We start from the raw sequence: 24256 nt of genomic DNA, 5'->3' as shown, positions 1-24256 counted from the left end.
TATTTCCCGTGAAAGCGATCATTTTTGCGATTCGACAGGGGCGTGGACGCGCGCCGGCCCGCTCACTCCACCGTCACCGACTTGGCCAAGTTGCGCGGCTGGTCCACGTCGGTCCCGCGGGCCACGGCTGCATGGTAGGCGAGAAGCTGCACCGGGGCGGCGTAGACGATGGGCGCGATGAACGGGTCGGCGGCGGGCGCCTCCAGCATCCGCCACACGCCCTCGCCCGCCGCCGCGCAGCCCGCGGCGTCGGAGATCAGCGCCACGCGGCCCTTGCGCGCCATCACCTCGTGCATGTTGGAGAGCGTCTTCTCCGACAGCGGACCCGTCGGAGCCAGCACGATGACCGGCGTGCGCTCGTCCACCAGCGCGATGGGCCCGTGCTTGAGCTCGCCCGCCGGGTAGCCCTCGGCGTGGATGTAGGTCAGCTCCTTGAGCTTCAGCGCCCCCTCCATCGCGAGCGCGTGCATCGGCCCGCGCCCGAGATAGAGCACGTCGCGCGCCCGCGCGATCTCGGCGGCGACGCGCGCCGCGTCGGCCTCGCGCGAGATGGCGTCGGCGAGCGCCGCGGGGGCGGCGCAGAGCGCCGAGACGAGCCGCGCCTCCTCCGCCGCGTCGACGGCGCCCCGCGCCCGCGCCGCGAGGATCGCGGTGGCCGCCAGCGCGATCAGCTGGCCGGTGAAGGCCTTGGTCGAGGCGACGCCGATCTCGGGGCCAGCGTAGAGCGGCAGCACCACGTCCGCCTCGCGCGCCATCGAGGACGTCTCGACATTGACGGCGGTGAGGATGGTCTGGTTCTGCGACCGGGCGTAGCGCAGCGCCGCCAGCGTGTCGGCCGTCTCGCCGGACTGGCTGACGAAGACCGCCGCGCCGCGCGCCGGCAGCGGCGGTTCGCGGTAGCGGAACTCCGAGGCGACGTCGATCTCGGCGGGCAGGCGCGCCACGGTCTCGAACCACCATTTCGCGACCTGGCAGGCGTAGAAGGCTGTGCCGCAGGCCACCAGCGTCACCCGCTCCAGCCCCGCCCAGTCGAGCGACGCCGCAGGCGAGAGCACCCGGTCGCGCCCGGGCGAGACGTACTGCGCCACGGCCGCGGCGGCGGTGGCGGGCTGCTCGTGGATCTCCTTGGCCATGAAATGGCGGTGGCCGCCCTTGTCGACGCTTCCCGGCTCGACGGCGACGTTGCGGACCGCGCGCACGACCGGCTGGCCGCGCTCGTCGAAGACATGGGCGCCGTCGCGCGTCACCGCCGCCCAGTCGCCGTCCTCCAGATAGGCGATGCGCGTCGTCAGCGGCGCCAGCGCCAGCGCGTCGGAGCCGACGAACATCTCGCCGTCGCCGTAGCCGATCGCCAGCGGCGGCCCGCGGCGGGCGCAGACCAGCAGGTTGGTCGCGCCTTCGAACAGGAAGCACAGCGCGAAGGCCCCCCGAAGCCGCTTCAGCGTCGCGGCGGCGGCGTCCGTGGGGCCGAGGCCGCGGCGCATCTCCCGCGCGCAGAGCTGAGCGACCACCTCGGTGTCGGTCTCGCTCTCGAACACGGCGCCGTCGGCGACCAGTTCGCCGCGCAGCTCGCGGAAGTTCTCGATGATGCCGTTGTGGACCACCGCGACGGCGCCGACGCGGTGGGGGTGGGCGTTGACCTCGGTCGGCGCGCCGTGGGTCGCCCAGCGGGTGTGGCCCATCCCCGTCGTCCCCGGCAGCGGCGCCGCGTCATGGGCGGCGACCAGCGCATCGAGCTTGCCTGGCGCGCGCAGCCGGCGCATCGCGCCGCCCTCGTCGAGCGTGGCGACGCCGGCGCTGTCATAGCCGCGATACTCCAGCCGCTTGAGCGCGGCGAGGATCAGCGGCGCCGCCGGGCGGCGCGCCAGAACGCCGACGATGCCGCACATGATGAATTCTCCGCCAGGGCCACCCGCCCCACTTCCTATCGTTGCAGGCCGGGCGGGCAAAGCCCGCAAGGTTCACATCATGTTTCATGCTGAGGCCGCCGCGTGAGGGCGGCCCCGCCGCCGCGGGACGGCTGCGGGCGCGCGCCCTCAGTTCACCGGGGTCAGCGGCCAGAGGACGGGAATGACCAGCGCGGCGACGACGCCGATGATCAGGTTCAGCGGCGCGCCCACGCGCAGGAAGTCCGCGAAGCGGTATCCGCCCGGCGCATAGACCAGCATGTTGGTCTGGTAGCCGATGGGGGTCGCGAAGCTCGCCGAGGCGGCCACCATCACGCCCACCACGAACGGCCTGGGGTCGACGCCCAGACTTCCGGCCAGCGCGACGGCCACGGGCGTCATCACCACGGCGACGGCGTTGTTGGTGACGGCCTCGGTCAGCAGCGACGCCGCCAGGATAAGCGCCCACAGCGCCAGCGCCGGATGCGCGCCGGCGAGCCATGGCGCGGCGATGTCGACCAGCAGCGCGACGGCGCCGGTCTTGTCGAGCGCCGCGCCGAAACCCAGCATCGCGAGAATGAGCGCGAGCAGCCGCCCGTCGACGGTCGCATACGCCTCCTCGACGTCGACGCACCGCGTCATCAGCACCGTGATCGCTCCGAGCAGCGAAAGCGTGGCGATCGGGGCGACGTTCAGCGCCGACAGGCCGACGACGGCCAGGAACACCGCCGCCACCAGAGGCGCGCGCTCGCGCCTGTAGGCCCTCGCCAGCGGTCGCGACAGCAGCTCGAGCCCCAGATCCTCCGCCATGCGGCGGATATCCTCCGGGTCGCCCTCCAGCATCAGCGTGTCGCCCAGCCGCACCACGACGTCGTCGAGCCGCCCCCCCTCCATCGGTCCCCGCCGGTGCACGGCGAGAGGATAGACGCCATAGCGCCGGCGCAGGCGGGACTTGCCCAGCGACCGGCCGATCAGCGTGCATTCCGGCCCAGCCAGGGCCTCCGCCGTGACGCTGCCGCGCTGGCCGACGCGGTCCACCGTCTTCAGTCCGCGGCTCTGGCGCAGGTCGATGAGCGCATGCGCTCCCGTGCGCAGCACGACCCGGTCGCCCTCCTCGAGCCGCACCGCCGCGAGATCCCTGCGCAGCGACGCGTCTCCGCGGACGACGTCGATGACGCTCAGGCCTTCGCGTCGAAAGATGTCGACGTCCTCCAGCGCCATGCCGATGGTCGACGATCCCTCGGGGATGACCACCTCGGTCATGAAGCGGAGGTTCTTGCGCCGGCGCAGGGCGCCGCCCGGCGTCTCGCGCTCCGGCAGGAGCCGCATGCCGAAGGTCGCCATGTAGATCAGGCCCGCACAGAGCAGGGCGACGCCGAGAGGCGTGATCTCCAGCAGCGTGAACGGGGCAAGCCCCTGCTGGCGCGCGACCCCGTCCACCAGCAGGTTGGTCGAGGTGCCGATCATCGTGCACAGGCCGCCCAGGATCGCGCAGTAGGAGACCGGGATCAGCAGCTTGGACGGCGCCATCCCGAGCGCCTCGGCCAGCCGGATGGCGATGGGGATCATCACGACGACCACGGGCGTGTTGTTCATGAAGGCCGACGTCGCCGCCAGCATCAGCGCGAACGCCGCAAGCGTCCGGCGTGGACGCGCCGCGGCCCCGGCGACCAGCGGCGCGGCGACCATCTCGAGCAGTCCCGCCCGCACCAGCGCCGCCGACAGCACGAACATGCAGGCGATGGTGACCGGGGCGGGGTTGGCCATGGCCGCGAAGGCCTCGCCGGCGTCGAGCACGCCGAAGGCGAGCAGCGCGCCGAGCGCCGACAGGGCGACCAGCTCTGGCGGATGGCGCTCGCGCACGAACATCGCGAACGTCGCGACGAGCAGCGCAAGCGTGAAGACTGCGGGCGCCTCGGCCGGAAGCGCCGACCAGAGGGCTGCGGGGTCGATCATGGACGCTCCGCCGCCCGCCTGAGCCGCGCGCGCAGCGTCGCCGCGAGCCCCGGCTTGTCGACCTGCCGCGCCCGCGCCACGGCGAGCGCGTCGGCCGCGACGTCCCGCGTCACCACCGAGCCCGAGGCGACATAGGCGCCGGCGCCGATCGTCACCGGCGCCACCAGCGCGCTGTTGGAGCCGATGAAGGCGCCCGCGCCGATCTCGGTGCGGTGCTTGTTCGCGCCGTCGTAGTTGCAGGTGATGGCGCCGGCGCCGATGTTGGCGCCCGCCCCCACCGTCGCGTCGCCGACATAGGCGAGGTGGTTGGCCTTGGCGCCCTCGCCCAGAACGGCGTTCTTGATCTCGACGAAGTTGCCGACATGGGCGCCGGGGCCCACCTCCGCGCCGGGGCGCAGCCGCGCGAAGGGCCCGACGATCGCGCCGGCGCGCACGACGCAGCCCTCCAGATGCGAGAAGGCGCGGATCTCGGCGCCGTCCTCCACCGTGACGCCGGGGGCGAACACCACGTTGGGGCCCACCGTCACGTCGCGGCCGAGCCGGGTGTCATGGGAGAGGAACACGGTCTCGGGCGCCGTCAGCGTCGCGCCGCCCGCCATGGCGGCCGCGCGGGCGCGGGCCTGGAAGGCCGCCTCGGCGGCGGCGAGCTCCGCGCGGCTGTTGACCCCCGTCGCCTCGTCCACGCCGCAGCGCACGACCGCGCAAGGCGCCCCGTCGGCGCGCGCGAGCCCCACGAGATCGGTGAGGTAGAGCTCGCCCTGCGCGTTGCCGGCGTCGAGCCGGCCGAGCCAGCCGGGCAACCGAGCCGCGTCGACGGCCATGGCGCCGGCGTTGCAGAGCGGCGTCGCCAGCTCGTCGGCCGTCGCGTCCGCCGCCTCGACGATGCGCGCGAGCCCGGCCCTGTCTTCGACCAGCCGCCCGTAGCGTCCCGGCTCCGGCGGCTCGAAGCCGAGCGCCACGACGCCGGCGCCCGCCGCCCGGGCCGCGGCCATCGCCGCCAGCGTCTGCGGCTTCAGCAGCGGCGTGTCGGCGTAGACCACCAGCACGGTCCCCTCGCGGAAACCCGCAAGCGCCGGGAGGGCTGAGGCCAGCGCGTCGCCGGTGCCGCGCTGGGCGGCCTGCACCGCGATCGCGGCGTCGGGGGCGGCGGCCCGCGCCGCCGCGGCGACCTGCGCGCCGGCCTCGCCCGGGCCGACCACGACGACCCGCCGCGCAGCCTTCGCCGCGGGGAAGGCCGCGAGCGCATGGCCGAGCAGCGGCAGCCCGCCGACCCTGTGCAGCGGCTTCGGCAGGGCGGAGCGCATCCGGCTGCCGACGCCGGCGGCCAGCACGACGACGGCCATGGGCGGCGCCGCGGCGGCGGGAGAGGCGGCGGCGGGGGAAGAGGTCATCGGCGGGCGCCTGGCGGTCAGCGACGGGAGCCCTCTTCTACGGCGCCCCTCCGGGGTTTGAGAAGCGCCGGACCGAGATCGCCGCAAGCTGACGCTGCGTTAACCGCGCGGGTCCGGCGGCAAACTCGATCCGCCAGCTTCTCCTGCGTTATTTTTCAGATAGTTGGCATAGAACGCCTCCCCATAAATGAGGGATGGCGCGCGCCGTCACAAGGGGCAAATAAATGTAAACGAGTTAACGGAGCGCCCATGATGACACGCCCATGCCGCGCCACGCCGTGCCTGTTCGTCCTCGACGCCCGCCGCGCCCAGACACGCGCCGAGACGCGGGCCCTGAAGCGCGCCGCCGAGCCGCGCGGGCGCAGCGCGGCGACCTCCGTGACGCTGGACGTCGACATCGAGACGCTGTGGCGGGCGATCCAGACGCCGGCGCTGCTGGAGAGCGTCACCCGCGGCCTGATGCGCTTCGACCCGGTCGATCCCGACGGATTTCCGACGGTGTGGGACGCGCGCGAGCACCGCGTCGATCTGCGGCTCTTCGGCTGGCTGCCGATCGGGCGGCAGGTCATCGCCATCGAGCGGCCGCCGGCCGAGGGCGCGCGCCGCCTGCTGCGCGACAACGGCCGCGGCGACGTGGTCAGCGCCTGGGATCACCTCATGATCCTTGAGCCAGCGCCGGGCGGGCGGACGCGCTACACCGATCTGGTGCGGGTCGAGGCCGGACGGCTCACCCTGCCCGTGACGGCGCTCGCCTGGCTCTACTACGCGCTGCGCCAGCGCAACCTGCGGCGGCTGGCGCGGAGCGGCGCCATCGCCTGACGCCCGCGGCCTTCCCGCGGCCCGCCTCCCCACCGTCTCCGGCTCTCCACGGGCGACGCGCGGGGGATCAACTTCCGGCCGCGAAGGCGCCATAACGCGCCGGCATGACGTCCCGTCCGCGCCGCCGCGCGCCGCCCCGGAAGGAAGCCCGCCCATGTCCCCAAGACTCTTCGGCACCGACGGCGTGCGCGGGCCCGCCAACGTCCACCCGATGACCGCCGAGGTCGCGCTGGCGCTGGGGCGCGCGGCGGCGCGGCGGTTCCGGCGCGAGGGCGGCTCGGGGCGCGTGGTGATCGGCAAGGACACGCGGCTCTCGGGCTACATGCTGGAGAGCGCGCTGCAGGCCGGCTTCACCTCCGGGGGGATGGACGTGATGCTGCTCGGCCCGGTGCCGACGCCGGCGGTGGGGATGCTGACGCGCTCCATGCGCGCCGACGTCGGCGTGATGCTGTCGGCCTCGCACAACCCGTGGGCCGACAACGGCATCAAGCTGTTCGGGCCGGACGGCTACAAGCTGTCGGACGCCGAGGAGGACGCCATCGAGGCCGAGATCGCCGCACCTTCGCCCCCGACTGCGCCCGGCTGGGACCTCGCGGGCCGCGTCGGCCGGGCGCGGCGCATCGACGGCGGCGTGGCGCGCTATATCGAGGTGGTGAAGGCGAGCTTTCCCAAGGGGCTGAGGCTCGACGGCCTCAAGGTCGCGATCGACTGCGCCAACGGCGCCGCCTACCGCGCCGCGCCCGAGGCGCTGTGGGAGCTGGGGGCCGAGGTGGTCCGCATCGGCGTCTCGCCCAACGGCCTCAACATCAACGACGGCGTCGGCTCCACCGCGCCGCAGGCCTGCGCGGCCGCGGTGCTGGAGCACGGCGCCGACATCGGCGTGGCGCTGGACGGCGACGCCGACCGCGTGATGCTGATCGACGAGACCGGGCGCCTGGTGGACGGCGACCAGATCATGGGCCTGATCGCGGCGCGCTGGGCCGAGGCCGGCAGGCTCTCGGGCGGCGCGCTGGTGGCCACCGTCATGTCCAATCTCGGGCTGGAGCGCTGGCTCGGCGCGAAGGGCGTCGGCATGATCCGCACCAGGGTGGGCGACCGCTATGTGGTCGAGGCGATGCGCGCGCAGGGCTGCAACGTCGGCGGCGAGCAGTCGGGCCATGTCATCCTGAGCGACTTCGCCACCACCGGCGACGGCCTGCTCGCCGCGCTGCAGGCGCTGGCGGTGATCGCCGAGACCGGGCGGCCGGCCTCGGAGACGCTGGCGCTGTTCGAGCCGCTGCCGCAGAAGCTCGTCAACGTCGCGGCCCCGCGGGAGGCGCTGGAGCGCGCGCCGGTGCGCGCCGCCATCGCCGCGGCGGAGGCGGCGCTCGACGGCCATGGCCGCCTGCTGATCCGTCCCTCCGGCACCGAGCCGGTGATCCGCGTCATGGCCGAGGCGGAGGACCGCGCCATGGTCGAGGAGACCGTGGGCGCCGTGGCGGCGGCGCTGTCGGCGGGCTGAGGCGACGGGCCCGCGCCGCCCAAGACCTTTCACGGCGCCCGTTCACGCCGATTGCCGCGACGCCCGATTGTGGCTAAGGTCTGGCTATGGTCATTTCGAGGTTGCGATGCAGGTCTCGGTCCACGCCGCAAAGACGAATCTCTCGAAGCTGATCGAGGCGGTGGAGCGCGGCGAACGGGTCGTGATCACCCGCCACGGAACGCCCGTCGCGGAACTGGCGCCGGCGCGCAGGGCGCGCGTCCGGATCGGCGGGCTGAAGGGGCTGGTCGCGCCGCCGCCGGACGACGCCTTCGCGCCGATGGACGCCGAGGAACTGCGGGACTGGGACGCCGCGTGACGGCGCTGCTGCTCGACACCGGCCCCTTCGCCATGGTCCTGACCGACGACCCGCGCCTGCCTGCAACGGTCCGTGCGCAGATCGAACGCGCCGAGCGCGTCGCGCTGAGCGTCATCTCCTTCTACGAGATCGGTCAGAAGGTTCGGCTCGGGAAATGGCCCGCCATGGCGCCTTTCGCCGGAGAGCTGCTCGATCGCGCGCTGGCGGACGGCTTCGATCCCATTCCGCTGTCGGCGGCGACCGCCCTCTCGGCGTCGCTGCTGGACTGGGACCATCGCGATCCGTTCGACCGGATCATAGCGGCGGCGGCCCAGGCCGAAGAACTGCCGATCGTCTCTCCCGACACGGCGTTCGACGCCGTCGGCGCGCAGCGGCTGTGGACTTGAGATCCCGGCGCGCCCCGGAAGCCGAAGCGCGCTCCGGGCCTCAGACCAGCCGGACCGGTCCGGGGGTGGCGCGCCGCCACCGGGTCGCGCGTCGGCAGCGCCAGCCCCTCGACCTGCGCCGGCGCCACCATCGGCCGGTCGAACGGGTCGGCGTGGATCGGCGGCGGGGCGGCCTTCCGGCGTCAGCTCGGTCCAGCCGGTCTCGAGCAGACGCCGCCGCATGCGATGGGGGCGATCGCGACGCGCGCGCGTCCACCGGGACCAACCGCACCAGCGGCTTGCCGGCGCACGCGCGATCACGAAGCTCTCACCCGCCGCCGCGACGAGACGGTAGAGACGGGCCCTGGCCTCATGGATGTCGACGACCTTCATGGGCGGCCCTCTGATCTGGCGAAGGACTGGTCCGACATGCAGCGCCCTGCAGCGCCGCGCCGCGTGACGCCGCGGGCCGGGCCGGCTAAACCGCGGGCGGCGGGTCCGCGAGGGGGCGACAGGCGATGAAATTCGGCACCAGCGGCCTGCGCGGCCTCGTGACCGACATGGCCGACGCGGTGGTGGAGGCCCATGTCGCGGCCTTCCTCGCCCATCTCGGCCGGGATGGCCGCCCTGCGCCGGCGCTGCTGATCGGGCGGGACCTTCGCCCCTCCTCGCCGCGCATCGCCGAGGCCTGCGCGCGGGCCGCCATGGCGGCGGGGGCGGACGCGGTCGACTGCGGCGCGCTGCCGACGCCGGCGCTGGCGCTGGAGACGCTGGCGCGCGGCCTGCCTTCGGTGATGGTCACCGGCAGCCACATCCCCTTCGACCGCAACGGGCTGAAGTTCTATCGCCCCGACGGCGAGATCACGAAGGGCGACGAGGCCGGCGTGCTCGCCGCGCTCGCCGCCCCCAGTGCGCCAGCCGCCGCGCCGGGGCGGCGGCTCGACGAGGCGGGCGCGGCGCGGCGCTACCTCGACCGGGCGCGGGCCTTCTTTCCCGCGGGGTTCCTGAAGGGCCGGCGGATCGGCGTCTACCAGCACAGCGCCGTGGGCCGCGACCTGCTCGTGGCGCTCTTCGAGGGCTTCGGCGCGACGGTCGTCCCGCTCGGTCGCGCCGAGGGCTTCGTGCCCATCGACACCGAGGCCGTGCGCCCCGAGGACGCCGCGCAGGCCGCAGCCTGGGCGGCGGAGCACGCGCTCGACGCGCTCGTGTCCACCGACGGCGACGGCGACCGCCCGCTGATGGCCGACGAGGCGGGGCGCTTCCTGCGCGGCGACATGCTGGGCGTGCTGACGGCGAAGTTCCTCGGCGCCGACGCGGTCGCCACGCCGGTCTCCTCCAACACCGCGCTGGAGAGGACCGGCTGGTTCCCCCGCATCCGCCGCACCCGCATCGGCTCTCCTTTCGTCATCGCCGCCATGGCGGAGCTGGCGGCGGAAGGCGCGCGGCTGCCCGTCGCCTACGAGGCCAATGGCGGCTTCCTGCTGGGCGCGGAGGTTCAGGCCGGGGATGCGGACGGGGATGCGGACGGGGATGCGGACGGGGCCACCCTCGCCCCCCTGCCCACCCGCGACGCCGTCCTGCCGATGCTGGCCGCGCTGGCGCTGGCGGCGGAGGCCGGCGGCCCGCTCTCGGCGCTCGCCGCCGGCCTGCCCGCCCGCTTCACCGCGTCGGACCGCCTGCAGGACGTCGCGCCGGATAGGAGCGCGGCGCTGGCGGCGGCGCTGGCCGGAGACGCGGCGGCGCGGGCGGGTTTCCTGGCCGCCGCCGGCCTGCCCCAGGCCGGGACGGTGGACACGCTCGACGGCGTGCGGATGACGGCCGGCGCGGCGATCCTGCACCTGCGCCCCTCCGGCAACGCGCCGGAGCTGCGCGTCTACGCCGAGGCGGAGACCGAGGCGCGCGCGGCGGCGCTGGTCGCCGCCGGGCTCGCCGCCGCGTCGGCGCGTCTCGGGCAGGGCTGACGCGGCGGCGCCTCAGGCGTCGAACAGCAGCACGTCGCCGGCGAAGTCGGCGACGTCGAGCGCCCCGAAGCGGGCGGAGTTGACGAGGATCGAGCTGTCGCCGGCCTCGATCAGCACGTTGTCGCCGGCCTGGGTGATGCTCAGGTCGGCCAGCGCCAGCCCCGAGCCGCGGAAGTCCAGCGTGTCGGACTGGGGCAGGAAGTCGAGCACGATGCGGTCGTCGCCCCATTCCGCCGTGTCGAACACGAAGACGTCGAAGCCCGGGCCGCCCTGCAGGCGGTCGTCGCCGGCGCCGCCGGTGATGGTGTCGTCGTCGAGGTTGCCGAGCAGGGTGTCGTTCCCGGCCCCGCCGACCAGAACCTCGTCGCCGCGGAAGCCCACGAGGATGTCGTCGCCGGCCCCGCCGTCCATCACGTCGTTCCCGCGGCCGGGCTTGATCGTGTCGTTCCCGGCGCCGCCGAGGATCGTGTCGTCGCCGTCGCCGGACAGGATCACGTCGTTCCCCGCGCCGCCCTCGATGCTGTCGTCGCCGGCGCCGCTCTTGATGGTGTCGTTCCCGTCGCCGCCCTCGATGGTGTCGTCGCCCGATCCGCCCAGCGCGATGTCGTCGTCCGCGCCGAGCACGATGTCGTCGTCGCTGGCGAAGCCCTTCACCGTGTCGTTCCCGCCGAGCGACGCGATCACGTCGGGGCCGGCGGTTCCGTTGATGCGGTCGGGCCCTTCGGTCGCGCCCTCGGTGCCGGCGGCGGCGTCGAGCACCGCGACCACCGCCGCGGCGGTGCCGAGGCCGATCTCCTCGTCGGTCGAGGAGGTGAAGCTGACCCCGGTCAGCGTCAGCGTCGCGGTCTCGGTCGCCTCGAAGGCGCCGTCGTCGCGAACGGTGAAGCTCAGCGTCTGCGCGTCCGATGCGCCGGCGGTGAAGGATACCGCGCCGCTGAGCGCGGGAGCGCCCGCGAGATCCGACGCCGAGAGGCCGGTCAGCGCCCAGGCCACGGTGAAGCTGGTCGCGGTCGAGCCGAGCCGGCCGATGGAAAAGCGCAGCGCGTCGCCCTCGCGCACGGTCGTCACGGCGGCGTGGGCGAAAACCAGCGTGTCCACGAAGCCGGGCGCGTCGCCGTCGCCGGCGTTGAGCAGGACCGGCGCCGCCGCGCCGACCGATCCCGCCGCGCCGAAGCTGCCCAGCGAGCCGCCGGAGCCGTTCGACCCGTCGGCCCCGCCGCCGAGAAAGCCGCCGCCGGCGTCGCCGCGCGTGCCGGCGCCGCCGCCGGAGTTGCGCGCCCCGCCGCCGCCGGCCGACACCGGGGCCGGGCCGCTCGCCGCAGGATCGAGCGCGGCAACCAGGGTCTCGGCCGACAGCGCGCCGCGGTTGACCACGCCATGCGCCGCGTCGCCGCCGTCGCCGCCCGAGCCGCCATCGCCGCCGCGCCCGCCGTTTCCGCCGTCGCCGCCGTCGCCGGCCGCGCCGAAGGTTCCGTCGCCGCCGTCCTCGGCGTTGCCGCCGCGCCCGCCGACGCCGCCGGTTCCACCGGCGCCGCCCGATCCCGCCGCACCGACATTGCCGGCGCCGAAGGCGACGTCGCGCAGGGTGAGCGATCCGAGGTTGACGACGGCGCCCGCACCGTCGCCGCCGTCGCCGGCCGCGCCGCCGGTTCCGCCGGCGCCGCCGTTTCCACCGTCCTCCCCGTTGAACCGGTCCGGCGCCTTGCCGGGAAAATCGCCGCCGCGGGCGCCGTCGCCGCCGGCGCCGCCCGCCCCGCCGGGCTGACCCTGGGCGCTGTTGTCGTCGAGAAACACACGCGTCAGCGACAACTCGCCGAAGTTCAGGATCGACCCCGCCGCCGCCGCGCCGTCGTCGCCCGGGCCGCCGGTTCCGCCGGCGACCCCGTTCGCGGCGGGCTGGAAGTTGCGGACGCCGCTGCTCAGCGAGGTCTGGAAGCCGTCGCTGGCGTCGCCGCGGTCGGCGCCGGGAGTTCCCGGGGCCGCGAAGGCGCCGCCGAAGACCACCCTGCCGTCGACGAGGCGCAGCGCGGTCAGCGACAGCGACGCGCCCTCCTCGACCAGGAAATGCGCCGTGGCGTCGCCGCCGCTGATGGTCACGTCGGGCAGGCCGTCGCCGTTCGCATCGCCGTCGATGAAGACGCTCTCGCCCGCGACGATCTCCAGCGCGTTCGAGGGCACGCCGTCGCCGGGCGCGGCGAGGGTCACGGTCGCGACGCCGGCCTCGAAGCGGATCGTGTCGGGCCCCTCCGTCTCCCGCGCGGCGAGGATCGCCTCGCGCAGCGTGAAGATCTGGTCGCCGTCGTCGACGACGTCGGCGCCGGAGGTGACGATGAATTCGGCCATGGGGCCTCCCCTGGATGCGTTTCAGGCGCTTCGCCGACCCCCCGCAGCCGCCGAACTCCGCCTCCCGCCGGATCGCCGGTCGCGATCCGTTCAATCGTTAACGCACCATAACCATAATGCGGCGCGATGTGACGCCCGTCACATGCGCGCGGCCCTTGAGTAACCATCTTTGCAAGTGGACCGGCCGCCGCTGCGGCGTTTACAAATCGTTAAGCAGTCGAATCGTCGCCCTGTCGCGGCGAGCCCCTTGCATGTGGAGTTGCATCGTGGCCACGTTCACCCTTCCCGTCCTCGCCATCCGGTTCCAGGACGAGACCGAAACCGTCACCGCCTTCGCGAACCGGACGCTGGAGCTTCAGGGTCCGGCGGATGCGGCGTTCAGCTATCAGGTGCTGTTCACCGAAGAGAGCGGCGTTCAGGTCGTCGAGATCACTTCCGACACCACCAGCGAGCGCTTCGTCGGCGTCGACGACAACGACGGCCCCGAGGAGGAGCTGATCGTCCGCATCATCCGCAGCAACGGCCTGAGCCACACGCTGCTTTCGCTGTATGACGAAGAGACAAATTTCGACAATTTCGTTCTTCTCGGCGGGGATCCGCTACCGGCGATCGCCAATGCGGCCGAGGCGCAGGCCTTCGTGAACAGCATCACCGACTTCCAGCCGGTCACCTCCGGCCCCTTCGGCCCCGGCGTCTCGATCCCGCTCTCGGGTCTGCCTGGCGTGGTGATCGACGGCGAGACGCCGCCGATCACCGAGCAGCCGGGCAGCATCGTCGTGGAGATCCCCGACCTCGGCGAGCTGACCGTCGCCGGGGCCACGGAAGGCCCCGACCTGCTGATCGGCACGCCCGGCCCTGACACGATCGACGCGCTGGGCGGGAACGACACGGTCCGCGGGCTCGACAGCGACGACGACATCGCGCTGGGCGACGGCGACGACAGCGTGGTTTCCGACGCCGGGAACGACACCATCCGCGGCGGCGCCGGCGACGACACCATCAAGAGCGGCGACGGCGACGACCTGATCGACGCGGGAGACGGGGCCGACATCGTGCTCTCGGGCGACGGGAACGACACCATCCTCGGCGGCGACGGCGACGACATCCTCAAGCCCGGCCGCGGCGACGACGTGATGGACGGCGGCGCCGGCGACGACATCCTCGTGGGCTTCCGCGGCGACGAAGTTCTGGTCGGCGGGGCCGGGAACGACACCCTGCTCGGCAACCTCGACGACGACACCATCACCGGCGGCGCCGGCGACGACCGCCTGCAGGGCGGGCCGGGCCGCGACGTCTTCGTGTTCGACACGCCCGAATGGGGCGACGACCGCATCGTACTCGACTTCCTGCCCCAGTCCGACACGCTGGACTTCCGCGGCTCGGGGCTGACGCTGGCCGACCTCAGCATCACCCAGGCCGGCGGCAACGTGCTGATCGAGGCCGGCGACAGCTCGATCCTCGTCAACTCCCAGCGCTTCGGCGCGCTCGACGTCGCCGACTTCGCCGGCGACGTGCTGCTGTTCGGGTAAGCGCGCGGGACCGACAGGCGGGACCGACAGGAAGGGAGGCGCAGCCGATGACCCCGGACCAGATCCCCGACATCGCCGTGGACACGGCTGCGGACACCGTGACCCTGTCGGGCGCGCTGCGCTGGACCAACGTGCGCGACGGGATCTTCCTAGCGCGCGAGGTGACGCCCTACGTCATCACCCTGCCCTTCAGCGGCACGCCCTTCGACCCCTCCTACGCGATCCCGGAGCTGCCGAACGGCCAGCTCGAGATCGGGGACGGCGCCGCCGTCGTCCTCGGCGACCCCAAGACGACGGCCGAGACCGACAGCGCCACGGGGCTGCGCTTCGGCCTCGTCGCCGCGCCGCCGGAGCAGACGCCGGAGGGGCTCAGCTCCTACGCCCTGCTGATCGAGCAGTTCACGCGAACCTACGCGCCGGGCAAGCTCGACGGCGACCAGACGTTCCAGTTCCTGATCGGCTTCGATGCGGCGTTCGCGGCCATCAGCGGGGTGACGGCCGCCATGCAGGTGCGCACGCCGGTGATCTCGTCGGGGTCGAGCATCGTCGATCCGTTCATCAGCACCGATCTCTCCACCGACGAACTCTATCGCGGCGACAACGCGTTCGCCGCAACAGACGTCGATGCGGCGGTGGCGGCGGCAAGCGGAGTGACGGGCGACGGCGCGACGGACAGCGGCTCCGTGAATGAAGGCGTCGGAGAGACGCCGCCGGTTGTCGAGGAGCCGGGCGGCATCGACATCGAGATCCCGGAGATCGACGAGCCGAGCGTCGCCGGCGCCACCGAGGGCCCCGACCGGCTGACCGGCACGCCGGGCGAGGACGCGATCGCCGCGCTCGGCGGGAGCGACACCGTCAAGGGGCTGGACGGCGCCGACGACATCGACCTCGGCGCGGGCGACGACATCGCGCTCTCCGGCGGCGGGAACGACACCATCCGCGGCGGCGCGGGCGACGACACGATCAAGAGCGGCGCGGGCGACGACCTCATCGACGGCGGCGACGGGAACGACGTGATCCTGTCCGGCGACGGGAACGACACGATCCTCGGCGGCGCCGGGAACGACGTCATCAAGCCCGGCCGCGGCGACGACCAGATGGACGGCGGCGCCGGCGACGACATCCTCGTGGGCTTCCGCGGCGACGAGGTGCTGGTCGGCGGGGCCGGGAACGACACCCTGCTCGGCAACCTCGACGACGACACCATCACCGGCGGCGCCGGCGACGACCGGATGCAGGGCGGGCCGGGCCGCGACGTCTTCGTGTTCGACACGCCCGAATGGGGCCATGACCGCATCGTGCTCGACTTCCTGCCGCAGTCCGACACGCTGGACTTCCGCGGCTCGGGGCTGGCGCTGGCCGACCTGAGCATCACCCAGGCCGGCGACAACGTGCTGATCGAGGCCGGCGACAGCTCGATCCTCATCAACTCCGCCCGCTTCGGCGCGCTCGACGTCGCCGACTTCGCCGGCGACGTGCTGCTGTTCGGCTGAGGCCGGCGCCCCGCCCGCCGCCGGCAGGCGGCGGCCGACCCGGCGCGCGCGCCGGACGAAGAACGAAGAGGTCGACGGGCGGCTGCGCCGGCGCCGGTCGGCCGTGATCGAGGTTTCCGGCGCCTGTAAGGGCCTGCGGCCATGCCCGCTGGCCGGTTTGAGGAGAGATGGACCATGGACGAGACAATTCCCGGCGGCTTCAGCGCCAACGCCGACGGCTCGCTCCGGCTTGACGCCGCCGCCAATGCGGGCGCGCTGGTCCCCTACCTGACCGGCGGCGTCTTCAACGCCACGATCTCGGACGTCAGCTACACCGGCTCCCTCGACGGGCTGCGGGTCTACAAGGACGGCTTCGCCATCGAGCGGACCTCGAACGGCGAGGTCGCGGCCAGCATCGGCGAAAGCATCTTCCTCAGCACCGGGGGCGGCCCCGGCGACGTCAATACCACGGCCGGCTTCACCGAAATCCTCTCCCAGCCGGGCGACGACGACCTCGACGCCGCCGCGCAGGCGGCCTTCTCCGGGGCCGGCACGACGAACGACGCCTCGGTGCTGGAGTTCTCCGTCACCGTCAGCAACCCCAACGTGAAGGGCGTCAGCTTCGACGTGCTGTTCGGCTCGGACGAATACCCCGAGTACTCCGACAGCAGCTTCGTGGACATCGCCGCGGTTCTGGTGAACGGGGTAAACGTCGCCGTCTTCAACAACAACGTCGAGCAGCCGCTGAGCGTCATCAGCGAGAACCTCGAGAGCGGCAACTTCATCGACAACGACTTCGACTTTTCGACGGGCGACGGCGCGTTCCGGGTGGAGTATGATGGGTTCAGCCCGCGGTTGTCGCTGATCGCGCCGGTGAAGCAGGGGGTGAACACCTTCAAGATCGGCATCGCCGACACCGGCGACAGCATCCTCGACAGCGGCCTGTTCATCGGCAACCTGCGCACCACGGCATCCGGGGCCGGCGGCGTGTTCGTGCCGGTGAACGGCGGCGACGAGAACGACGACCTGCAGGGCAGCGCCTCGCCTGAGATCTTCGAGGCCGGCGGCGGCGACGACACCATCGCCCCGGGCCTCGGCCTCGACGTCATCGCCACGGGCCTCGGAGCCGACCTCATCGAGGGGTCTCTGGCCGACCTCGACGGCGACACGATCACCGACTTCTTCGACAGCGACACCCTGGCCTTTCTCGGGGCGCTGTTCGGCCTCGCCAACCTCACCTTCACCCTGGCCGACAACACGCTGTCGGTGGATGTGGACGGAGACGGGCAGGCGGAGGCCTCGATCACGCTCGAGGGCGACTTCGAGGACGCGACCTTCTCGGTGAACACCGCCGACGGTTCGACCTTCGTCACCGCGTCGGGCGTCGCGAACCCGTTCGTCGGCGCGCCCGGATCGTTCGAGACGCCGACGCAGACCGGCACCGAGGGGCCCGACCGGCTCACCGGCACGCCGCAGGAAGACGTCATTCTCGCCCTCGGCGGCAACGACACGGTGAAGGGGCTGGCGGACGCCGACGCCATCGACCTCGGGGCCGGCGACGACATCGTGCTGTCGAGCGGCGGGAACGACACGGTGCTCGGCGGCGACGGCGACGACACCATCAAGAGCGGCGCCGGCGACGACAGCATCGACGGCGGCGCGGGGAACGACGTCATCCTGTCCGGCGACGGGAACGACACGATCCTCGGCGGCGACGGGAACGACGTCATCAAGCCGGGCCGCGGGAACGACGTGATGGACGGCGGCGCCGGCGACGACATCCTCGTGGGCTTCCGCGGCGACGAGGTGCTGGTCGGCGGGGCCGGGAACGACACCCTGCTCGGCAACCTCGACGACGACACCATCACCGGCGGCGCCGGCGACGACCGCCTGCAGGGCGGGCCGGGCCGCGACGTCTTCGTGTTCGACACGCCCGAATGGGGCGACGACCGCATCGTGCTCGACTTCCTGCCGCAGTCCGACACGCTGGACTTCCGCGGCTCGGGGCTGGCGCTGGCCGACCTGAGCATCACCCAGGTGGGAGACAACGTGCTGATCGAGGCCGGCGACAGCTCGATCCTCGTCAACTCCGCCCGCTTCGGGGCGCTCGACGTCGCCGACTTCGCCGGCGACGTGCTGCTGTTCGGCTGAGGCGGGCGGCGGCGCCCCGGCGATGAGCTGGACGCGCGTGAGCGACAGCGCCGCCCCCCCGTTCCTGGCGGTGGTCGACATCGTGACGACCTTCGGGAACGGCGTCTCGGCGCGGGGCAGCGGCGCCGTGATCGGCCCCAACGACGTGCTGACCGCGGCCCATGTCGTCTGGGACGGGATCGACGGCGCCGCCGTGAACATCGCGGTCACGCCCGGCCGCAACGGCGCCGCCGCGCCCGTCGGCGTGTTCCAGGCCGAGTCCTGGCGCTACTACGAGGTGGACGCCGACGGCGACGGGCTGATCTCCACCTCCGAGACGCAGCGCGACTACGCCGTGCTCACGGTGAACGCGCCCACGCCGATCGGGGCGGCGACCGGCTGGTTCGGCCTGGCGGCGAACGCCATGGCGCCGAACGGGCGGCGCTCGATCACCTACGCCGGCTACCCGGAGGGCCTGCAGGATCCCGCGACCCCTGGCCGCGACATGCTCCAGGTGACGACGGACGTGATCTATGACGGGTTCGTGCTGGAGCACGGCTTCGAGGACCGCAGCGACTTCGAGCTCGCCGGCGGCAGCGGCGGGCCGTTCTGGGTCGACGGCGCGAGCGGGAGCCAGATCATCGGCGTCCTCTCCACCGGGGCGACGGCGACGTTCATCGACGGGGACGCGTTCGACGACATCGCGGGCTGGGTCGCGGAGAACGGCGACGGCCCACCTGTCGCGCCTCCACCCGTCGCGCCTCCGCCCGTCGCGCCGACGCCCGACATCTCCGTTCCGCCGCCGGCGCCCGACGCCGTGACAGGCGGTCCGGGCGCCGACGTCTTCATCGGCGGGGCCGAGCCCGACGACGTGGACCTCGGCGACGGCGACGACCGCGCCCTGTCGCGCGACGGCGACGACACGCTGCGCGGCGGCGCCGGCGACGACACGCTGAAGTCCGGCGACGGCGAAGATCTGCTCGACGGCGGCGCGGGGAACGACGTGATCCTGTCCGGCGACGGCGACGACACGATCCTCGGCGGCGACGGCGACGACACGATCAAGCCGGGCCGCGGCGACGACGTGATGGACGGCGGGGCGGGCGACGACATCCTCGTTGCGTTCCGCGGCGACGAAATGCTGATCGGCGGGGCCGGGAACGACACCCTGCTCGGCAACCTCGACGACGACACGCTGATCGGCGGGGCCGGCGACGACCGCCTGCAGGGCGGGCCGGGGCGCGACATCTTCGTGTTCGACACGGCCGAATGGGGCCATGACCGCATCGTGCTCGACTTCCTGCCCCAGTCCGACATGCTGGACTTCCGCGGCTCGGGGCTGGGCTTCGCCGACCTGAGCGTCACCCAGGCCGGCGGCAACGTGCTGATCGAGGCCGGCGACAGCTCGATCCTCGTCAACTCCGCCCGCTTCGGGGCGCTCGACGCCGCCGACTTCGCCGGCGACGTGCTGCTGTTCGGGTGAATACCGACAAATTCCCACTGTAGTCCATGGAGACGGTTCTGGACGACGCCATGGCGTGTTAGTTTCAGACTGAAGCCGCCTTGCTCTCCGCCATCCGAGCGGGGCGCCGCAGCGATGCCCGTCGAGACAGGAGAGCGCGATGCGCGACCCCGCCCCGATAGCGCCAGGCCTGCCCGAAGGCGGGCCGACAGTGCTCGACTCCGACCCCGCCGAACCGCCGCCCTCCGTCGGCCTGCGACTCTTCGAGGGTCCGCCGCCGCCGACCGAAACGGTGCAGATCCTCACGGACCGCGCCTTCGGCGAGGTGCTGGCCTATGCGGCGCCGGACGTGGCGCAGGACGACCTCGTCATCGTCACCAACGCCGCCGGAAACGTGTCCGCGCGCGGCGGCGGCGGCGACGACGTGATCGTCGTGCGGTCGGCCGTCCAGGGCGACGTCTCCGGCGGTCCGGGCGCGGACACGATCGTCCTGGAGACGAGCGCGCAGCTTTCGGACTTCGACTTCGAGGCGGGCGACCGCGTGGTGATCGTGACGCCGGACCCGGCCCTGACGACCGTGACCCGAACATTCGACCCCCTCGGAACCGACATCTACGACTTCCGCTTCGACGGCGCGACGTCGGGGCCGGTGAACATCCGCGTCAGGGCGAGCAGCGACGATCTGGTGGATGTCGGCGCCTTCCTGCTGGCGCGGCCCGACCAGCTCGGCCTCCCCGACCTGCCGTGGAACCTCTACGGCCTGTATGGCGATCTGGCGCCGGCGCCTCCCCCGGGTCCGGGTGGTTTTAGTATCGGGCCGACCTTGGTCGGCCCGGACGAGACGGCCGTGGGCGGCGACGGCGCGGACGAATTTCAGACCTTCGGCGATGGGCCTGTCGGGGTGATCGCGGGGCTGGGCCCGGACCGCGTGACCCTCGCCAACCGGGGCGGCGGCAGCGTCACGCTCGGCTTCACGCCCGGCGCGCCGCCGAGTTCGGTGATCGCGCCCTTCACCTTCGACGTCATCTATCTGCCGGGCAAGCCGGGCCAGACCGATCAGGCGCGCGACGTGGTGGAGGTGACGCCCGACGCGACAGGATCGTTCGAGATCTTCAATTTCGAACCCGACTTCGACACGCTCGCCCTCTACGGCTTCGAGGCCGTCAGAAGCCTCGACGACCTGCAGACGATCACGACCGAGGGCGAGACCGGCGCCGCGGTCATCCGCCTCTCGGACGCGCTGGAGCTGACGGTCTACGGCGGGCTGGACGCGGAGAACATCTTCCTCGCCCCCGACGCCAACGTCTTCGACCCGCAGGCGCCGGGCCCGGAGGTCACGCCTGCGCCGATCGCCACCAACGGCCCCGACCGCATCACCGGCACGCCGCAGGCCGACGCGATCGACGCGCTTGGCGGAAACGACACGGTGAAGGGGCTCGCCGGCGGCGACTTCATCGACCTCGGGGCCGGCGACGACATCGTGCTATCCGGCGCCGGGAACGACACGGTGCTCGGCGGCGACGGCGACGACACCATCAAGGCCGGCGCCGGCGACGACAGCATCGAAGGCGGCGCGGGGAACGACGTGATCCTGTCCGGCGACGGGAACGACACGATCCTCGGCGGCGCCGGGAACGACGTCATCAAGCCCGGCCGCGGCGACGACGTGATGGACGGCGGGGCGGGCGACGACATCCTCGCGGGCTTCCGCGGCGACGAGCTGCTGGTCGGCGGGGCCGGGAACGACACCCTGCTCGGCAATCTCGACGACGACACCCTCACCGGCGGCGCCGGCGACGACCGGATGCAGGGCGGGCCGGGGCGCGACACGTTCGTGTTCGACACGCCCGAGTGGGGCGACGACCGCATCGTGCTCGACTTCCTGCCCCAGTCCGACACGCTGGACTTCCGCGGCTCGGGGCTCGCCTTCGCCGACCTGAGCATCATCCAGGCCGGCGACAACGTGCTGATCGAGGCCGGCGACAGCTCGATCCTCGTCAACTCCGCCCGCTTCGGCCCGCTCGACGTCGCCGACTTCGCCGGCGACGTGCTGCTGTTCGACGCCTGAGACGTCGCGCCCGAGGCCGCCTGCGCACGAGGGTGAGCGGCCATCCATTGAAAACCCCAACAGACTGGTTAATGTTGCATCAGTCAGCGCTTTGACATGTGTATTTATTTTTCGCTGGCGCGGCGAAACACTCCGACTACGGAGCTGAACCCTCATGGCAAATTTGCTGAACAATCTTGGCGGATCCGCTGGTTTTGGCGAGAACGTCGTCTCAAGAAACGATGACGATTCCTCCAATTTCATTGACTTGAGCTCTGTTTTCGAAGATGGTCTTAAGTTTTTTGGCGCAACATACAGCGGGTTTTACATCAATACCAATGGCAGCGTCACCTTTGACACGCCGTTGAGCGAGTTCACGCCATCGCCGATCTCGTCGGGAACAACGGCCGGCATCTTTCCGTACTGGGCCGACGTCGACACGCGAGGCGGGGCGACCAGGCCGTCGCCGGGGGGAACGTCGCAGGGCACGAACCTTGTCCATTACGACCTCGATCCCGCCGCCGGCGCCGTGACCGTGACGTGGGACGACGTGGGGTACTTCGCCAGCCGCACCGACAGGCTGAACGCCTTCCAGCTCGTGCTCACGGACGTCTCCGACCGGGAAGGCCGGTCCGAAGGAGACTTCCTGATCTCGTTCCGGTACGAGAACATCGACTGGACGACAGGCGACGCCTCGGGCGGAACGAACGGGCTGGGCGGAACCGTCGCCCGGGCGGGGTACAGCGCCGGCGACGAGCGCGGCACGTTCTTCGAACTGCCAGCCTCCGGCGACGGCCCGGCGATGCTTGCGCTCGACGAAGGCCCCGTGCTCGAATTCCTGTCCACAGGCGATGGCGTGACGCGGCCCGACAACACGCCGCCCGTCGCCGCGCCCGACACGGCCACGGTGGCCGAGGACGGCGCCGTGACCATCGACGTGCTCGCCAACGACGTCGACGCCGACGGCGACACGCTCCTCGTCAGCGGCTTTACACAGGGCGCCCATGGCGACGTCATCGAGTCCGAAACCGGGCTGACCTATCGGCCCGACCCCGACTTCAACGGCGCCGACGCGTTCAGCTACACCATTTCGGACCGAAGCGGCGGCTCGGCCACGACGACCGTCTCGATCACGGTGACTGCGGTGGACGATCCCGCCGTCGCCGGCGGCGCGACCACCGGCAGGCTGGGCGAGGACGCCGCCGCCGTCTCCGGCGCCATCTCCATCTCCGACCCCGACGCGGGCCAGAACCCCAGCTTCGCCGGCGCCACGGCGACGGGGGAGTTCGGCGCCATCGCCGTCAACGCCGCCGGGACCCTCTGGACCTATACGCTTGACAACGCCGCAGTGCAGTTCCTCGCCGCCGGCCAGACCGCCACCGACGCGCTGCGGCTCACCGCAAGCGACGGAACCACCCGCGACATCACCGTCACCATCGACGGCGCCGACGATCCCGCCGTCGCCGGCGGCGCGACCACCGGCAGGCTGGGCGAGGACGCCGCCGCCGTCTCCGGCGCCATCTCCATCTCCGACCCCGACGAGGGCCAGAACCCCAGCTTCGCCGGCGCCACGGCGACGGGGGAGTTCGGCGCCATCGCCGTCAACGCCGCCGGGACCCTCTGGACCTATACGCTTGACAACGCCGCAGTGCAGTTCCTCGCCGCCGGCCAGACCGCCACCGACGCGCTGCGGCTCACCGCAAGCGACGGAACCACCCGCGACATCACCATCACCATCGACGGCGCAGACGAAGACAACACGCCGCCCGTCGCCACGCGCGACACGGCCACGGTGGCCGAGGACGGCGCCGTGACCATCGACGTGCTCGCCAACGACGTCGACGCCGACGGCGACACGCTCCTCATCAGCGGCTTTACGCAGGGCGCCCATGGCGACGTCATCGAGTCCGAAGCCGGGCTGACCTATCGGCCCGACCCCGACTTCAACGGCGCCGACGCGTTCAGCTACACCATTTCGGACCGAAGCGGCGGCTCGGCCACGACGACCGTCTCGATCACGGTGACTGCGGTGGACGACCCCGCCGTCGCCGGCGGCGCGACCACCGGCAGGCTGGGCGAGGACGAGCCATCCGTCTCCGGCGCCATCTCGATCACCGACCCCGACGAGGGCCAGAACCCAAGCTTCGCGGCTCGCACCGCGACCGGAACCTACGGGGCCATCGCCGTCAACGCGGCCGGAACTCTCTGGACCTACACGCTGGACAACGCCGCCGTGCAGTTCCTCGCCGCCGGCCAGAGCGTCGCCGACGCCCTGACGCTGACCGCAAGCGACGGCACGCCGCGCGCCATCACGCTCACCATCGACGGCGCCGACGACCCCGCCGTCGCCGGCGGCGCGACCACCGGCAGGCTGGGCGAGGACGAGCCATCCGTCTCCGGCGCCATCTCGATCACCGACCCCGACGAGGGCCAGAACCCAAGCTTCGCGGGGCGCACCGCGACCGGAACCTACGGGACCATCGCCGTCAACGCCGCCGGGACCCTCTGGACCTACACCCAGAACGGCGCCGCCCAGTCCCTCGCCGCCGGCCAGACCGTCACCGACGCCCTGACGCTGACCGCAAGCGACGGCGCCACCCGCGACATCGTCATCACCATCGACGGCGCCAACGAGCAGCCGCCGGCGGGGCCCCAGCCCACCGAAGGGCCCGACCGGCTCACCGGCACGCCGCAGGCCGACGCGATCGACGCGCTCGGCGGGAACGACACGGTGAAGGGGCTCGCGGGCGACGACGTGCTCATCCTCGGGACGGGCGACGACATCGCGCTCTCCGGCGCCGGAAACGACACCGTGCTCGGCGGCGACGGCGACGACACCATCAAGACGGCCTCGGGCGCGGACAGCATCGAGGGTGGCGCTGGCGACGACATCATCCTGTCGGGCAATGACGACGACACGATCTTCGGCGGCGACGGGAACGACACGATCAAGCCGGGCCGCGGCGACGACGTGATGGACGGCGGGGCGGGCGACGACATCCTCGTTGCGTTCCGCGGCGACGAGGTGCTGATCGGCGGGGACGGGAACGACACCCT

General features: G+C 72.7%; 15 protein-coding genes. 11 read left to right on the top strand and 4 right to left on the bottom strand.

Going from position 1 to position 24256, the window contains the following annotated elements:
* Positions 1-62: 62 nt before the first annotated feature.
* The 3 genes from glmS to glmU form a co-directional block, all read right to left on the bottom strand.
* Positions 63-1889, bottom strand: coding sequence for a glutamine--fructose-6-phosphate transaminase (isomerizing) (glmS, locus tag BLW43_RS13305; RefSeq protein WP_093254167.1), 1827 nt, complete (start codon positions 1887-1889; stop codon positions 63-65).
* A gap of 147 nt (positions 1890-2036) precedes the next feature.
* On the bottom strand, positions 2037-3842 hold the full coding sequence (locus tag BLW43_RS13300) for an SLC13 family permease (protein WP_093254165.1): 1806 nt from the start codon (positions 3840-3842) through the stop codon (positions 2037-2039).
* Positions 3839-5233, bottom strand: coding sequence for a bifunctional UDP-N-acetylglucosamine diphosphorylase/glucosamine-1-phosphate N-acetyltransferase GlmU (glmU, locus tag BLW43_RS13295; protein WP_245731047.1), 1395 nt, complete (start codon positions 5231-5233; stop codon positions 3839-3841). The genes BLW43_RS13300 and glmU overlap by 4 nt, the downstream gene beginning before the upstream one ends.
* 252 nt (positions 5234-5485) lie before the next feature.
* Here glmU and BLW43_RS13290 point away from each other — a divergent pair, with 252 nt between their 5' ends.
* The 5 genes from BLW43_RS13290 (at position 5486) to BLW43_RS13270 (ending at position 10216) form a co-directional block, all read left to right on the top strand.
* The gene (locus BLW43_RS13290) at positions 5486-6052 is read left to right on the top strand and encodes a hypothetical protein (RefSeq protein ID WP_139284058.1); all 567 of its coding nucleotides are present in this window, start codon (positions 5486-5488) and stop codon (positions 6050-6052) included.
* Between the two features lie 154 nt (positions 6053-6206).
* On the top strand, positions 6207-7553 hold the full coding sequence (gene glmM, locus BLW43_RS13285; protein WP_093254163.1) for a phosphoglucosamine mutase: 1347 nt from the start codon (positions 6207-6209) through the stop codon (positions 7551-7553).
* A 106-nt stretch (positions 7554-7659) separates the two neighbouring features.
* The gene (locus tag BLW43_RS13280; RefSeq protein ID WP_093254162.1) at positions 7660-7890 is read left to right on the top strand and encodes a type II toxin-antitoxin system Phd/YefM family antitoxin; all 231 of its coding nucleotides are present in this window, start codon (positions 7660-7662) and stop codon (positions 7888-7890) included.
* Complete coding sequence (locus BLW43_RS13275) at positions 7887-8276, top strand: type II toxin-antitoxin system VapC family toxin (RefSeq protein ID WP_093254160.1); 390 nt, start codon at positions 7887-7889, stop codon at positions 8274-8276. Before BLW43_RS13280 ends, BLW43_RS13275 begins: the two co-directional genes overlap by 4 nt.
* Positions 8277-8773: 497 nt before the next feature.
* The gene (locus tag BLW43_RS13270) at positions 8774-10216 is read left to right on the top strand and encodes a phosphohexomutase domain-containing protein (protein WP_093254159.1); all 1443 of its coding nucleotides are present in this window, start codon (positions 8774-8776) and stop codon (positions 10214-10216) included.
* A 12-nt stretch (positions 10217-10228) separates the two neighbouring features.
* Here the strand turns inward: BLW43_RS13270 and BLW43_RS23575 are convergent, their stop codons facing one another.
* The gene (locus BLW43_RS23575) at positions 10229-12559 is read right to left on the bottom strand and encodes a calcium-binding protein (protein ID WP_175478896.1); all 2331 of its coding nucleotides are present in this window, start codon (positions 12557-12559) and stop codon (positions 10229-10231) included.
* A gap of 266 nt (positions 12560-12825) precedes the next feature.
* Here BLW43_RS23575 and BLW43_RS13260 point away from each other — a divergent pair, with 266 nt between their 5' ends.
* The 6 genes from BLW43_RS13260 to BLW43_RS13235 all read left to right on the top strand — a co-directional run.
* The gene (locus BLW43_RS13260; protein WP_175478895.1) at positions 12826-14088 is read left to right on the top strand and encodes a calcium-binding protein; all 1263 of its coding nucleotides are present in this window, start codon (positions 12826-12828) and stop codon (positions 14086-14088) included.
* 47 nt (positions 14089-14135) lie between these two features.
* On the top strand, positions 14136-15581 hold the full coding sequence (locus tag BLW43_RS13255; RefSeq protein WP_175478894.1) for a calcium-binding protein: 1446 nt from the start codon (positions 14136-14138) through the stop codon (positions 15579-15581).
* Between the two features lie 174 nt (positions 15582-15755).
* On the top strand, positions 15756-17711 hold the full coding sequence (locus tag BLW43_RS13250) for a choice-of-anchor L domain-containing protein (RefSeq protein WP_093254155.1): 1956 nt from the start codon (positions 15756-15758) through the stop codon (positions 17709-17711).
* Positions 17712-17733: 22 nt separating this feature from the next.
* A complete protein-coding gene (locus tag BLW43_RS13245; protein WP_093254154.1) occupies positions 17734-19173 on the top strand; it encodes a trypsin-like serine protease in 1440 nt (479 codons plus the stop codon).
* 139 nt (positions 19174-19312) lie between these two features.
* Positions 19313-21220: a calcium-binding protein gene (locus BLW43_RS13240; RefSeq protein ID WP_093254153.1), complete on the top strand. Its 1908-nt coding sequence runs from the start codon at positions 19313-19315 to the stop codon at positions 21218-21220.
* A 343-nt stretch (positions 21221-21563) separates the two neighbouring features.
* Positions 21564-24256: VCBS domain-containing protein (locus tag BLW43_RS13235; RefSeq protein ID WP_175478893.1), on the top strand; the 2693-nt coding region annotated here is incomplete at its 3' end.

Origin of the sequence: Rubrimonas cliftonensis (assembly GCF_900107585.1) — a bacterium.
Taxonomy (GTDB): Bacteria; Pseudomonadota; Alphaproteobacteria; order Rhodobacterales; family Rhodobacteraceae; genus Rubrimonas; species Rubrimonas cliftonensis.
The sequence above is the reverse complement of the archived record's forward strand: the minus strand, read 5'-3'. Positions and strand labels throughout refer to the sequence as shown.